Origin of the sequence: Clostridium thailandense (assembly GCF_019207025.1) — a bacterium.
GTDB classification, from domain to species: domain Bacteria; phylum Bacillota; class Clostridia; order Clostridiales; family Clostridiaceae; genus Clostridium_AM; species Clostridium_AM thailandense.
The window spans coordinates 57,497-72,050 of sequence record NZ_JAEEGC010000137.1 but is presented as its reverse complement, the minus strand read 5'-3'; the positions used below and the strand labels follow the sequence as shown (position 1 = coordinate 72,050).

Genomic DNA, 14,554 nt, shown 5'->3' with positions numbered 1-14,554 from the left:
GCATACTTTCATTAAAAAATCGCATAATATGACACAGTGTTGTCAAGTTATGCGATTTATACTTTTAAATGGGGTGATGTTATGCAAATAAGTAGATTATTTAAAATCATATATATTCTGCTTGAGAAGAAGTCTATAACGGCAAGCGAACTAGCTGAACATTTTGAAGTATCTGTAAGAACTATATATAGGGATATTGATACATTGAGCCAATCAGGTATTCCTATATATGCAAGTCAAGGTAAAGGTGGAGGAATCTCTCTGCTTGATAACTTTGTACTTAATAAGTCACTGCTTTCGGAAAAAGAACAGGATAAAATTTTGTTTGCTCTTCAAAGCTTGTCAGCAGTTCAATATCCTGAACTTGATGATGTGCTATCAAAATTAAATAGTCTTTTTAAAAAAAGTAATATAGCCTGGATTGAAGTTGATTTTTCTAATTGGGGAAAGGATAAAAAGCAAAAAGAAATATTCAGCCTTCTTAAAGATGCCATACTTGAACATCTGATAATTACTTTTTCCTATTTCAACGTAAGTGGAGAAAAAAGCCAACGTAAAGTTGAACCTTTTAAACTGATTTTTAGAGATAAAGCCTGGTATCTACAAGGATATTGCCTGCAAAAAATGGCATTGAGAACATTTAAGATAAATCGTATGTCCGATATTTATATTACAGAGGAATCTTGTATGCATCAAAGCTTACAAGAATTTATGAATAAATCTACAGATGAAGCATGTGCCAAACAGGTTAAGCTGACTCTCAAAATATCATCTGAAGGGGCTTACCGTGTATATGACGATTTTGAAGAAGAAAATATAATAAGAAACAAAGACGGCTCCTATACTGTGATTGTTTCCATGCCTGATGGTGAGTGGATTTACAATTATCTTTTTTCTTTTGGTGCAATGCTGGAGGTAATAGAGCCTGAAAGTGTGCGCAACGAAATCTCAATGCGTTTGGATCATATGGTAAATAAATATCATTCTAAAACCTGACATACTGTCGTCAAGTTATATTGGTTATACTAAGTAAGTAGAATATTTTAAAAACAGTTCAAAGGAGAATGAAGAAAACTTATGGGCGATGCATTAAAGGATATTTATTCAATTGAATTTTTAAAAGACTTTGGAAATAAAGTTCACAAAGTATATAAGGACTTTGACTCTGAGCAGTTTACATCTTGTATTTTATCACCTCCGTGGGATGAATTACAGCTAAAAGCTAGAATTCATAGGATTGCAGAAAAATTGGGTGAATATCTTCCTAGGCCTTTTGAAGATGCTTTGAAGATTCTATTTTCAATAAATGAGAGTTGTGTTGGATTCCCATACCTGTTCTTTCCTGACTTTGTAGCCACTTACGGACAGCAGAAAAAATACTTTGAACTTTCAATGAATGCCTTGGAATGTTTTACACAGCAGTCATCCTCGGAGTTTGCCATTCGTCCATTTCTGCTTAATAATCCTGAGCATGTAATGGAATATATGCTTAAATGGTCATTGAATGAAAATGAGCATGTTCGTCGCTTTTCCAGTGAAGGATGCCGTCCGCGCCTTCCATGGGGAATATCACTGCCTATGTTTAAACATGATCCATCACTAATTTTAAAAGTTTTGGAAAATCTGAGGGCAGACTCCTCGCTTTATGTACGTAAAAGTGTAGCCAACAATCTGAATGACATTACGAAGGATAATCCTGAAACAGTTCTAGAATTAGCACAGAAATGGATAGGTTATAATTCTGAAACAGACTGGATTCTTCGGCAAGGCTGCCGCACTCTCATACGAAAAGCAAATCCTACAGCACTGGCTCTCTTTGGTTATACAGATTTTTTTAGCGAAAACCCTTTGTTTAGGAATGTAATCCTGACTGTTGATCCGCACGGAATTCAGATTGGAGACAACTGTGAAGTTAATTATTCACTGGATATAGTATGGAATACTCCTGCACATATTCGTTTAGAATATGGTATTGACTTTATAAAATCCAATGGCCGCTCCTCCCGAAAGCTGTTTCTCTTATCAGACAAAACTGTACCCGGCAGTTCACACTTATCTGGAAGACGTACTCACAGCTTTGCGGACCTTACTACGCGTAAACATTATCCAGGCATTCATCAAATTACATTACTTATAAATGGAAAAGAGGCTGCTCAAACTATACTAAACATTACAGGAGGTAAAAAATGATTGTAAACAATCTACTTTTAAAATTAAAAAACAGGGATACTGAAAATATTAAAAAGACACAGGAAGTTCTTTTGGGCATGAAAGGAAAAATAGAAGTTCTTTTAGATATACAAGCTGAATTAAATATTCGTCCCAGTCAAACAGCTTGTGATATAATTCTGATTACGAGATTTGCATCAATGGAAGATATGAATGCATATCTTTCTCATCCTGTACACCTGGAAGTTGCAAAATTTATAGGGAATGTTCTAGACGATCAAGTATCCGTATGTTATGAAATTTGATAGGAACCGCCACACTGTAGACATCTATAGTGCGACGGCTCCTTTTGTCGTCTTATACTATATTGTTGATTCATTTATTTTCTCTTTCTAACAGAGAATTTGTAGTATCTATCCTTTGAAGTATAACTGAATGTCCAATTCCAATGGTACATGAACTAGGTATAATATTTAATGTACATAACTTCGTATCTTCCAAAGTATCAATGTACCTTGCTTTTATGTTTCTTAATTTAAATTTCTCCCTCAGCTTATTAAGCTTCTCTATATTCATCTTTAGCCCCCACCCTCTATTTATTAGGAAATCAATTACCGATATGTGTTCTCTTGTAAAAATTATACATTTTATTCCAACAAATGTAAAGCATTCGTTGACTCATTCCATTATAGAGAACCATGGCCGACAGTTAACTTATAAAAAATATTTATTGGTAACAGTTAACACAAATTAAATATTTTTTTAGAGGACAGAGGACAATTGACATAGGACAGTAAATGAATAATTTATAGGTTCAGTTTTTTAATTGCCCATTCCGCCATTTCTCTTACTTTAACATTACTGTCATTGCAAGCATGAAAAATATATTCCCTATACTGCTCTTTATAGTCATTCACCATTGCATTAATGGCATTAGTCTTCCATTTCCAAACATTATGTTTTTCTATATACCAAAACTTAGGCTGCATTACATTCTCTAAAAATGTATAATCCATTTGAAGGATTTTTTCTAAGGATATTTGTTTGCTTAATTCAGATAACCTAGGAAATTCTTCTTCAGCATTCCAAGTTCCTTTATTCATAGGGCAAACATCTTGACAAACATCGCACCCAAAAACCCAGCTCCCCATCTCTTTATTAAATTTTTCATGTGGTAAATCCCAACCTTCCCAGGTGGTAAGACAAGAGACACATGAGGAGCGGTTCATAGTATAAGGTTCAGATAAAGAAGATGTCGGACAGGATTTAATACACAAATTACATTTTTCAGGACATTCTTTTATTTTTGGTATCTCAATAGCTTCTAACTCTTTATCTATAAGCCATGCCTCTAAATATGCCCATGAACCAGATTCTGTATAAAAGAAATTATTTTTACGTACTATTCCAAGACCAGCTTTTAATGCGGCCCAGCGCAACGCAGTAATTCCAAATTTTCTTTCAGTAGCGGTTTTAAGCCCCAGTTCTTGCATATATGCTTCAAATTTCAAACTGTCTTGAAAATCTTCAGAATTCTCATCTCTTCTACTATCTACTAAATAGTATTTAGCAATCAAGCCCTCCAAGTGCTCAGGAATATTATATTTTCCATATTGTCTTACACAAATGACTATTGATTTTGCCCAAGGATATGTATCTTGCAGGTGAACAAAACGATAAAATCCTTCGTAATATGGCTTAATCTCTGGAATACGCTGAATTCTTTCATTAAGTTTTTCCTCATATCCAGTCATATCAGATATTTTAATAATACCGCACTTTTCATATCCCATATTGAGTGCTGCATTTTTTATTTGCTTTGCTAATGAATCCATTTCATATACACCCCTTCCATAAACTTATACTATCAAACAAGCATATATTTGTAAAATTGATATATTCGAATTGACAATTCATTTCTATCAATATATCATTTATATATAGAGCTTGGAGGGAAACAAATGGACATTAGACACTTTAAAACATTTAAAAGTATTATAGAAGAGGGTAGTTTTTCAAATGCTGCAATGAAACTTGGATACACTCAATCTACTATTACATCTCAAATTCAGCAGTTGGAACAGGAGCTATCAATCAAACTATTTGAAAAAATCGGCCGCAATATGGTATTAACGTCCTTAGGAAAAGAATTGATACCTTATACAAATGAATTACTTGACACTGTAAAAAAAATAGAGAGTATTGGCAAGTATGGTGATAAGATTACAGGAGAATTGAAAATTGCAGTTCCAGAATCCTTGATGTCTTATAAATTACAAAAGGTACTGGGATTATTTAAAGAAAAAGCTCCTAATGTAAAACTTTCTATAATTACACTCAATTGTTTTGCTATAAAAAATATCTTATCAATGGGTGAAGTAGACATTGGTTTAATGTACAATGTGGTCACTCCAAATGATAACTTGACTACTATTAGACTCGCAGATTTTAATTTAGCTTTAGTATGTTCACCTTCATTTAATCAGGATAACTTGGACCTTTGCAAACCAAATCAAGAAGTAAATATAAGTCTTATTATTAATGAAGTTGAATCTATCTATCGAAAAATACTTGAAAGTTATTTTCGTGATAATAATATAAAATTAAATAACACGATTGAACTTTGGAGTATTGAAGCCATAAAAAAATGTGTTGCAAGTAACTTAGGAATCTCTTTTTTGCCTCGTTTTACAGTAGAAGAGGAACTTGAAAGCGGTAAGTTAAAAGAACTTAAAGTCGAATGCTCTGATAGTAAGATTACAGCAATATGTGCTTACCACAAGAATAAATGGATTAGTCCTCCTATGTCGTTGTTCATTGAATTAGTGAGAGAAAGCTTTGGTATTGGTTAGGGTGATTTGCTAAAGAAAAATAAATACTAAAAATGCCATTTAACTGTTAAGTTCAATGGCATCTGCATGACTTAAGAATTCTTTATAAATAGGTGACTATAAAGATTCAAGCCTAGGAAGAGATATCTCTAGTCTACGGGCTTCATCAAGAGTGTCCCGTACAAATATTACATTACTTTCGGCTTTTAGATTTTCACTGCCACTAGCACTTCTCATTATTTCTCTAGGTAGCTTACCTTTAGCTAATGCCAATTTCATTACAAAAGCCACAAGTCCTGCAGGTAGATTTACTGCAATATTTGTTATTGAACTAACTTTAGAGCCTTTAGCACCCATAAGTGGAATGAGTTCCCTTAATATTAAAGTAAAATCTTTAAGTGCACTTGTAGAATCGAATAGATCATTAAGCGAACCCACTTTTGAGGCTGCAGCCATTAGGCTTGCGTTAGTAATAAAGTGGAACCATAACCAATTACGCATATCTTTCTTTTCAGATATACCAAAGCCTGCATTTTTAAACAACCGAGTTACTATATCATATCTGTTTTTGTTAGTAATGTTATCAATGAATCCCATAAAAATATTTTTCATAAAACCACCATCTAATGTGTTTTGATTTATAAAAGATCCACCAGCTCCAGGAAATCCCCAAACAACTTGTTCTTTTGGTATTGATCCAATTGAATTTAAAGGTTCGTCAAGAATATTATTAAATATTAAAACAGTTGAACTATTAGCAAGCGGTTCTAACCAATTTATTATGTTACTTAACTGATTATGATTTACGCTAATGATAATCAAATCAAAATCATGGTTAGATGACAATTCTTCTATCATTTTAATTTTCCAAGATTTATTTACTAAATCACCCTTTTTACTCTCTCTACCATCCAATATTTTTAAATTCACTATATCGCCATACTGATTAATTCTTCCTGGACGAACATAAAATGTTACATCATTACCTGCTTGTTCTAAAGCCCATCCATATTGTGTTGAAATTACTCCTCTACCTATCATCAAAATTTTCATTATATTACCTCCTATAAAACATGTGTTGTCTAAGATACAAGTGCATGTTAATATATTATTAAATTACTCATAAAACTACAACCAATAGATTTTCAGCTGTGTTGTGTAAACAACATTCTATTAAAACTGTTGTTTTATCAAAGGAGATTAATGATAAATTATGAATGAAAAAGACCCAAGAGCAGTAAGAACAAAAAATTTGATTAAAGAATCATTTGTCAAGTTACTTGAAGAAAAAGACTTTAAATACATCACAATTAAAGATATTACGACAAAGGCAACTATAAATAGAGCAACCTTTTATTCTCACTATATAGATAAGTATATTTTACTTAAAGAACTCATTGTAGACTGCTTTGAAGAAATGTTACCAAAGGAAGTTTCAAGCGCTATAAATTTAAATGAAAATATTATAAAAGAACTTATCTTATTCCTTTATGAATATAATATCAATTTTTATCAAACGCATAAGATTGATTCTACATCTATTGCATCTAATGTAGATAATTTATTAAGACATAAAATAGATAATCTTATTGAAAAAATATTAAAAAATATGACAGGTAGAGGTGAGCTAGATTGTAAGGATACAAATATACTAGTTAAAATAATTTCCTCATCAATATATAGTTGCGCTCAATATTGTTATATTAATAAAAATGATAAAGAATATGCTATTGAAAAAACACTTAGTTTTATTATGAGCGGGATAAAATCTGTTAAATAAAATCACCTTACATTGGATAGATCTGGTATTTATATTGCCAGTATTATTCTGTTGCAACATGAACCTAATTTTTTGAAATAGAACCACTTATAAATATGCAATAAAATGACCAAAAGAAGAGCCAGCACCTATTAAGATGATTACTCGTCCTGTGACTTATTTACTTAGGTTGTTTGGCCTGAATAGCTGCTGCGAACCGTTCGGACGGACACTTAGCATAGAGACTGTTACACCCAGCTTTGTAACCTTCTCAGCGTCTGCGGAGCCAAAGAAAATCGGAAACAAAGCACCGCCCCGCTTAATAGTGAATAATCTCTCTTAATATTAACTTAGGGCATTTTCTAAACGCCGTAACAGTATAACTTGTTTTAGATCAAAGCATTTTAGATTTTCTATCATTACAAAAACCTCAGTTACTTGTGATACGGTTCACCATAAGTGGCATAACGGAAACTTTTCTATACGGTATATGTACATGTTAAATATTGATTTTTGAGGAGGTTTCAATAACAAAATCTTTAAATATTTTAGCTGAAGGAGTCATATATCCATCTTTTAACCATCCCATATGCACAGTTCTATAGCAATGCGGCTCTTTTATTCTTAATACGGATACTTCTCCAGTTATTAAATTTGGTGTGTTCGGAACTATAGAAATACCAAGACCTGCACTAACAAAACCTGTTACCACCATACTGCTTTTATTATATTCCATGGATGTTTTTGGAATATAACCAAGACTTTCAAAGATGGAACACATTTTCCCTTTGATTCCTTCTGAAAAAAACACAAAAGCTTCTTCTTTCAAATCTTTTAGTAGTACTTCTGTTTTATCAGCAAGATGATGATTTTTAGGGACTATGACAACAAGCTCCTCATCTTTTATAGGAACTGACTCTATTTCTTCATACCTTTTAATATCTTCAAATTCATCATAGAAACCAAAATCGAACTTACCATCTTTAAGGCCTTTTAAAATATTAAAAGTTGATTGAATCCCAAATTCAAATTTTGTATTTGGACTTTCCTTCAAAAAATCAGTTATAATCGAAGGAATAAAATGTGTTCCAATAGTGTAAAGTGAAGATATGGAAACTGTGCCTGCCATAGGATTAATTATATCCTGTAATTCCTGAATTCCTGTACTAATCTCATTTATTGCAGCGTTAGCATGTACTAAAAACATACTGCCAAAACGAGTTAATTTTATATTGCGGCCATTTTTTTCAAATAATGGTACATTTAGTTCTTCTTCTAATTTTGAAATAGCTTTACTCAAGGCTGGCTGAGTTACAGAAAGTAAATTAGCTGCTAATGTAAAATTCTGTGTTTCCGCTATAATTTTAAAATATTCTAATTGCTGCCAGTTCATAAATGCACTCCTTAATTTATAATATTTCAAGTTATAAAACATCAATAACAATTTATAACTTTTAGTTATTGATTTGATGAAAAATATCAATTAGACACATAATATATATATTGATATCATTATGTTACTTTATAAATTACATTTAAATTTTGATAAGGTAATTATAAATTCAATTTATGTATTAGTCAAAGGTAATGATGTCTTTTATTAAGCAAAAATCTTATATATTTATTATTAGCTAGTAAATATAAAGGTTAAATTAAAATGTCTTTTAAATTGAAAGGAGAAAAACTATGAATGAAGTAATACAAAATATTTTAACAAGAAGAAGTATAAGAACTTATAAAGAAGATCAAATTTCTGATGCAGACTTAAATACGGTTTTAGAGGCTGCCCAATTTGCTCCAACAGGTATGGGCAAACAAGACGGGCATTTCACAGCAGTTCAAAATAAAGAAAAGATTGAAAAGCTAATTTCTGCAATAAAAGAAGCTATGTTAAAGTCGTCTATAGAACAATTTAGAAAAATGGGTGAAAATCCTAATTTTAATCCATTTTATAATGCACCTACAATAGTCATTACAGCTTATGATAAAACTTCACTTACAAAGGAATCTGATTGTGCTGCTGCGCTTCAAAATATGCTTTTAGCTGCACACGCTCTTAATATTGGATCATGCTGGATTCATATATTAGCTCTTACTGGAGAAGGCCATAAGGTTAGAAGCGTACTTACAGAATTAGGTGTTCCTGAAGATTATGCAGTGTTTGGTACTGCTGCCTTAGGCTATAACAGTAAAGAAGAACCTAAAGCATCACCTAGAAAAGAAGGAACTGTTAATATAGTAAAATAAAATTCTAATCTGGTTTCCTTGATGATCTCCTGCTATGGTAAGGTAACTCCCAGCTAAATGTAGAAACCAGAATCAAATAGATACTCTTCCGCCAGAAATAGCGGTTTCTTTGTTAAAATGATATCTAATTCATGGGATATCCTATCTAATCTGATGTAAGCATGAATATTTTGATTTTGCTAGATCTTCCACGGTAAAAAACCGTTTATAATTTTCCTTGATCCATTCTAAAATGGGGCTGTCGCACTTAGATAATCAAAGCAGAATAAGTCCACTTTCTGCCGTACTTACCTAAGTGCGACAGCCCCATTTCATATATTATTTAGTAAAACTCTCTATCGAAAGTAATTATACTCCTATAAGAAGGATTAATACTATACATGATATCTTGTATTTGAGCTTGAAGTTCTTTTTCTTCATTATCTTTAAAACTGGTCTTGTCCAATACCACATCAAATAATACCGTTTTTTCTTCACTTCTTCCAACAACTCTAAAATCATGCATAGATACTATACCCTTTATTACTTTAAGCCTTTTATAAACTTCTTCCTTTAAGGCTATGATCTCAGGGCTGTCTGTGGTAACTGGGTCCATATGAATAGAAAGATATACATTCATTCGTTTTCCAATTTCCTTCTCAGCCTTATCTATAACATCATGCAGTTCCATAATAGGTATATTACTGGGAACCTCAGCATGCAAAGAAGCCATGTATCTACCTGGGCCATAATTATGAATTACAAGATCATGCACTCCGCATATATATTTATAACTTATTACGCTGCTTTTTAACTCTTCTACAAATTCCTTTTCTGGTGCTTTCCCAATTAAAGTACCAAGCATTTCTCTTCCAAGTTCTATACCTGAATGGAGAATAAAGAGAGATACAATGATTCCTACATATCCATCAACAGGAAAGGTGGTAAACCTTGTAACAAGCAAAGAAAATGTAACCATAGACAGAACTAAGATATCAGTAAAGGATTCTAACGCTGATGCTTTAAGTGCAGATGAATCAATAACATTGCCTATATAATTTGTACATCTGTTAAGAAAAACTTGTAACGGTATTGCACATAGCATGCAAATAAAACTTACTTTATCAAAAGGTATATTTACAGGATGTAAAACACGTAAAAATGAGCTTCTTAGAAATTCAAATCCTACTACAAGTATGGCACCAGAAAATAAGAGCGCAGTTATGTACTCTATTCTTCCATAACCAAAAGGATGTTTATCATCTGCCGGACGATTTGCAAGTTTAAAACTAAATATTGTAACTAACGAAGATAATGCATCAGTCAAATTATGAAAAGCATCTGCTGTAATTGCTATACTGTTTAGAAATAAACCAATAACAATTTCTAGAACAAGAATAGAAGAATTTATTATTATCCCAATATTTCCTCCAAGAGTCCCATAAGATTGTCTGACTGATTGGGAGTTTATATTTTTGTAGTCTTTCACAAATTTTTTTATTAAAAAGTCAAAAATAGATTTCATTTATTCTCCTTCCATCATTTTATCTTATTTACTCTACATATATTTGTATATGAGTTTAATCTATAAATTAACACTTGAAAATAACTCAATAATCTAGCCTATTATTAAATATTATACCATAAAATTCCTAGTACAGAATAAAAAAGAGTCCATATGCTTATAATACGGTTCACCGTATCAATATTAAGTGAGGTTTTTCATTGTATTTGCTGTCAGCTTTCTCGAGAACATGTCAACCGTTTTTTACCAGTTTCGAGGTTTGAGGAAACATATCAATAAAATCCCTATCAAAACATCATAATAGAAAGTTTTAACACCCCTTGGAGCCCACTCATTAATTCTTTTACATATGGAAATTACTCCAGTTATGAAAAAGGAAGTTGGAGTAAATTAGGACTTAATTTCGACGGTATATCACTTGTAGACGAAACAAAAGTTATCAAAGATGCCCTTCAAGGCTTAGTTTAAAATTGCATTAACATAGAAGTAAACTACATTCTTCTTACAATAACTTAGCAGCGAGGTCGTTGGTTAATTATTTTATTCATTAACCTCTCATTTGCTTAAGGTTCATGAGTACCCTCTAAGATAATAAAATGCAAGTCAAAAAGTTTACTTATCCATTATTCACTCAATATTATGTACCCTCATATCTTGTACTAAGATATATTTTAAGGAGATGAATAACGTGTCTACTTTAGCTTATGTTTCAAACGCTAATAAAGTATCGATTATAGATACAAGCACTAACACAGTTGTAAATAGTGTTATCATTGAACCCGCTGATAATTTTGCTAAACTTATTGCAATAACGCCGGACGGCAGATTTGCTTATGTTACAAATCAATACTATTTCGCAACTGTCATAGATACATGTACTAATTCAATTATAGCTACCATACCTGTTGGTAATGTTCCTACAGGTCTAGCAGTAACGCCTAATGGGAGATATGTATATGTTGCAAATTCCGATCTTGCAACAGCTACTTCAGGTTCTGTATCAGTAATAGACACAAATACCAACACAGTAGTAAAAACTATACCTGTGGGCAGAGATCCTATCGGTATTGCAATAACACCTGACGGAAGTTTTGCCTATGTGACAATTGGAAAGGCAGATAGTGTATCGGTGATAGATACTGCTACAAATGAAGTAGTGAAAAATATTACTGTGGGAGACTTGCCTGTAGCTATAGCAATAACTCCGAGCGGTAGCTATGCTTATGTTGCAAATCAGGGACAAAGCGCTTTAACTAATACAGTATCTGTAATTGATACAAGTACTAATACTGTAGTGGATACCATTACTGTCGGTATTGGACCTTCTTCTATATCAATAACACCAGATGGAAATTTTGCTTATGTTGCAAACGTTTTTGATAATAATGTTTCTGTAATAGATACTGACACAAACGAAGTGGTTCAAACTATACCTGTAGGTTCCGGCCCTGTGGGCACATCAATAACAACAGACGGAAATTTCGTTTACGTAACAAATTTTATTTCTAACAGTGTTTCTGTTATAGACACAACAATTAATGCAGTAGTAGATACTATCCCTAATCTCTCTAGACCTGTTGGTATAGCAACAGTAAATATTACTCCTTGCCCAACACCTTCAGATAAAATGTGTATTGAAACTACAAGAATTTTTGACTCATGTGCGTTTGAAGAACAACAGCACAAGACTTTTAACCTTCCAAATTCAAATGAATATCAGTGTATTCACTGTAAAGTTATAGAAACTAAATATAGCATATTAGATATAACTAAAACAGGTGAAGAGCAGGATTTAGTAAATGTAAACTTAAGAATAGAAGTAATGCTTGATTTTATAAGCAATTGTTCTAATGACCCTGTATTAAAAAGAACAGTATACTTTGATAAGAATATAACCCTAACTGCTCCTGAAGGCTCTGATATATCCTGTGATATTAATAGTGCTACCTGTGAATGTGTTAAATTAAATTGCGGTCATAAATTGACTTGTACTGTAGAAATAGCTGCAGTTGTTAAATCAAAAAAACTTGTTCAAATACAAATACCGTTTTTAGGCAACTGCCAATCAAAACAATGTTGTTCTTGTGAAGGAATATCAATTGCACCCGGTAAAAGTTTAACTCTATCAAGTGAACCATCTCAAATAAATAGGATTAAGTTTGCAGCAAAGACTAGTCATGGTATGACTTCTCAATTAGCAGCATTTCTCAATACAATACCATTTACCTCCAAAACTGTGACAGAGCAACTAAAGCCATTTGAAATAAATCTACCAGGTGGTCCCTTCCCTGCTGAAAATATATCTCTTAGAAATTTAGGGAAATCAACCATCTATATTTACAAATTAACTACTGAATAATTTTCACAATAAGGCATGTAAAGAAAGGAGTGATTAATTATGCCAGTTCTTGCTTATATTCCAAGTGTAGATGTGGAAGTAATAGATACAAGCACAAACACCGTTATTGGCACATTCGTTGCCGGTGCCAACCCATCAGGAGTTGCAATTACGCCAAATGGTAATTTTGTTTTTGTAACAAATAACTTTTCTAACGACGTTACTGTGGCCGATACAAGCAATAATAGACACATAGCCTACATTCGTGTTGGCGAATTACCAGAAGGTATAGCAATTACGCCAAATGGGAGATTTGCTTATGTTGCTAATATTTTTTCTGATAATGTATCTGTAATAAATGTTATTACACTTACAGTAGTAGCTACCATTCCAGTTGGCCATTTCCCAGAAGGTGTGGCAATATCACCAAACGGCAACTTTGCCTATGTCACAAATGCAATGTCTAACAATGTATCTGTGATAGACACCAGTACAAATACAGTGATTACTACAATACCTGTCGGGGCTTTTCCAATCGGCATAGCAGCATCCCCAGAAAACTTAATTTATGTTTGTAATGAAGATGATAAAACTATAAGTGTAATAGATTTTTTTACTAATAAAGTGATAGATACTATACATCTTAATGGTGTCCCTTCAAACCTGGCAGTAAGACCAAATAGACAGTATGTCTATGTTACAATAGGGGATTTGAATACTGTGGATATAATATTTACAGGTAATAATAGCGTAGTAGCTACGGTAGAGGTTGGATCCCTCCCTTCAGGTATAGCATTCACGCCAGATGGCAACTTTGCTTATGTTACTAACCTTGGTTCTAGCGACATATCTGTTATTGATGCAGCTTCAAATACGGTAGTAGATATAATACCTGTTTATGCACCAATGAATATAGCAATCGCGAATGTTCCTAAGTCCCCAACTCCTTCTCCTTCAGGTAAAATATGCATTGAAACCACAAGAATTTTTGACTCTTGTGCGTTTGAAGAACAAAAGCAAAAGACTTTTAACCTTCCAAATTCAATTGAGGATCAGTGTATTCACTGTAAAGTTACAGAAACTAAATACAGTATATTGGATATAACTAAAATAGATGAACAGCAGGATTTAGTAAATGTAAAACTAAGAATAGAAGCAATACTTGGCTTTATAAGCAATTGTTCTAATGACCCTATATTTAAAAAAGTGGTATATTTTGACAAAAATATAATCCTTACTGCTCCAGAAGGCTCAGATGTAAGTTGTGACATTAATGCTACTGCCTGTGAATGCATCCAGTCAAATTGCAGCCACAAGTTGACTTGTACTGTAAAAATAGTTGCAGTTGTTAAATCTAAAAAACTTGTACAAATTCAAGTGCCTTTTTTAGGGAACTGTGAGCCAAGTTCATGTTCTTCTCCATGTAACAATTCAACAACTGAGTGATATATTTTCAATCAATTATTTGAAACTATTAGACCGTAGGCTTTAATCTATATAAACCTATGGTCTTTATTATTTATTTTATAGCAGTTATCCACACTTCACTAACAATAAGCAAAGAAGAATTTTCAATTTTAAAACATCGTCGATTTTAAGGTGATCTTATTATCTCGCATAATTCGTTACCAAAAATCATAGGTGGTCGTTTCCAACAAAAAAAGCAATTTTCAAAGTGTATGGAAACATAAAAACACACATTTGAA

13 protein-coding genes are annotated in these 14,554 nt (G+C 32.5%); 8 read left to right on the top strand and 5 right to left on the bottom strand.

Annotated features, from left to right (window positions below):
* Positions 1–81: 81 nt before the first annotated feature.
* From I6U48_RS23530 to I6U48_RS23520, 3 genes are all read left to right on the top strand, one after another.
* The gene (locus I6U48_RS23530) at positions 82–996 is read left to right on the top strand and encodes a helix-turn-helix transcriptional regulator (protein ID WP_218322918.1); all 915 of its coding nucleotides are present in this window, start codon (positions 82–84) and stop codon (positions 994–996) included.
* A gap of 81 nt (positions 997–1,077) precedes the next feature.
* Positions 1,078–2,190, top strand: a complete 1,113-nt coding sequence (locus I6U48_RS23525; RefSeq protein WP_218322917.1) for a DNA alkylation repair protein — start codon at positions 1,078–1,080, stop codon at positions 2,188–2,190.
* Positions 2,187–2,474 (top strand): Dabb family protein, encoded by a 288-nt coding sequence (locus tag I6U48_RS23520; RefSeq protein ID WP_218322916.1) that lies wholly within the window; start codon positions 2,187–2,189, stop codon positions 2,472–2,474. The genes I6U48_RS23525 and I6U48_RS23520 overlap by 4 nt, the downstream gene beginning before the upstream one ends.
* A gap of 70 nt (positions 2,475–2,544) precedes the next feature.
* On the opposite strand, the gene I6U48_RS23515 is transcribed toward I6U48_RS23520, so the two are convergent.
* Together I6U48_RS23515 and I6U48_RS23510 are read right to left on the bottom strand one after the other, a co-directional pair.
* Positions 2,545–2,745, bottom strand: a complete 201-nt coding sequence (locus tag I6U48_RS23515) for a hypothetical protein (protein ID WP_218322915.1) — start codon at positions 2,743–2,745, stop codon at positions 2,545–2,547.
* Between the two features lie 230 nt (positions 2,746–2,975).
* Positions 2,976–4,004 (bottom strand): epoxyqueuosine reductase, encoded by a 1,029-nt coding sequence (locus I6U48_RS23510; protein WP_218322914.1) that lies wholly within the window; start codon positions 4,002–4,004, stop codon positions 2,976–2,978.
* A 126-nt stretch (positions 4,005–4,130) separates the two neighbouring features.
* Between I6U48_RS23510 and I6U48_RS23505 the strand changes: the two genes are divergently transcribed.
* Positions 4,131–5,021 carry a LysR family transcriptional regulator gene (locus I6U48_RS23505; RefSeq protein WP_218322913.1) on the top strand — a complete coding sequence of 297 codons (891 nt, stop codon included), beginning with the start codon at positions 4,131–4,133 and terminating at the stop codon, positions 5,019–5,021.
* A gap of 96 nt (positions 5,022–5,117) precedes the next feature.
* Here the strand turns inward: I6U48_RS23505 and I6U48_RS23500 are convergent, their stop codons facing one another.
* A complete protein-coding gene (locus I6U48_RS23500) occupies positions 5,118–6,053 on the bottom strand; it encodes a ketopantoate reductase family protein (protein WP_218322912.1) in 936 nt (311 codons plus the stop codon).
* Positions 6,054–6,213: 160 nt separating this feature from the next.
* On the opposite strand from I6U48_RS23500, the gene I6U48_RS23495 reads away from it, so the two are divergent.
* On the top strand, positions 6,214–6,780 hold the full coding sequence (locus tag I6U48_RS23495; protein WP_218322911.1) for a TetR/AcrR family transcriptional regulator: 567 nt from the start codon (positions 6,214–6,216) through the stop codon (positions 6,778–6,780).
* Between the two features lie 478 nt (positions 6,781–7,258).
* Here I6U48_RS23495 and I6U48_RS23490 read toward each other — a convergent pair whose 3' ends face one another.
* Positions 7,259–8,152 (bottom strand): LysR family transcriptional regulator, encoded by an 894-nt coding sequence (locus tag I6U48_RS23490; RefSeq protein ID WP_218322910.1) that lies wholly within the window; start codon positions 8,150–8,152, stop codon positions 7,259–7,261.
* Between the two features lie 293 nt (positions 8,153–8,445).
* Between I6U48_RS23490 and I6U48_RS23485 the strand changes: the two genes are divergently transcribed.
* Complete coding sequence (locus tag I6U48_RS23485) at positions 8,446–9,006, top strand: nitroreductase family protein (RefSeq protein WP_218322909.1); 561 nt, start codon at positions 8,446–8,448, stop codon at positions 9,004–9,006.
* A gap of 322 nt (positions 9,007–9,328) precedes the next feature.
* Here the strand turns inward: I6U48_RS23485 and I6U48_RS23480 are convergent, their stop codons facing one another.
* On the bottom strand, positions 9,329–10,510 hold the full coding sequence (locus tag I6U48_RS23480; RefSeq protein WP_218322908.1) for a cation diffusion facilitator family transporter: 1,182 nt from the start codon (positions 10,508–10,510) through the stop codon (positions 9,329–9,331).
* 688 nt (positions 10,511–11,198) lie between these two features.
* On the opposite strand from I6U48_RS23480, the gene I6U48_RS23475 reads away from it, so the two are divergent.
* The gene (locus I6U48_RS23475) at positions 11,199–12,869 is read left to right on the top strand and encodes a beta-propeller fold lactonase family protein (protein WP_218322907.1); all 1,671 of its coding nucleotides are present in this window, start codon (positions 11,199–11,201) and stop codon (positions 12,867–12,869) included.
* 39 nt (positions 12,870–12,908) lie between these two features.
* Positions 12,909–14,294, top strand: coding sequence for a beta-propeller fold lactonase family protein (locus I6U48_RS23470; RefSeq protein ID WP_218322906.1), 1,386 nt, complete (start codon positions 12,909–12,911; stop codon positions 14,292–14,294).
* Positions 14,295–14,554: the final 260 nt, after the last annotated feature.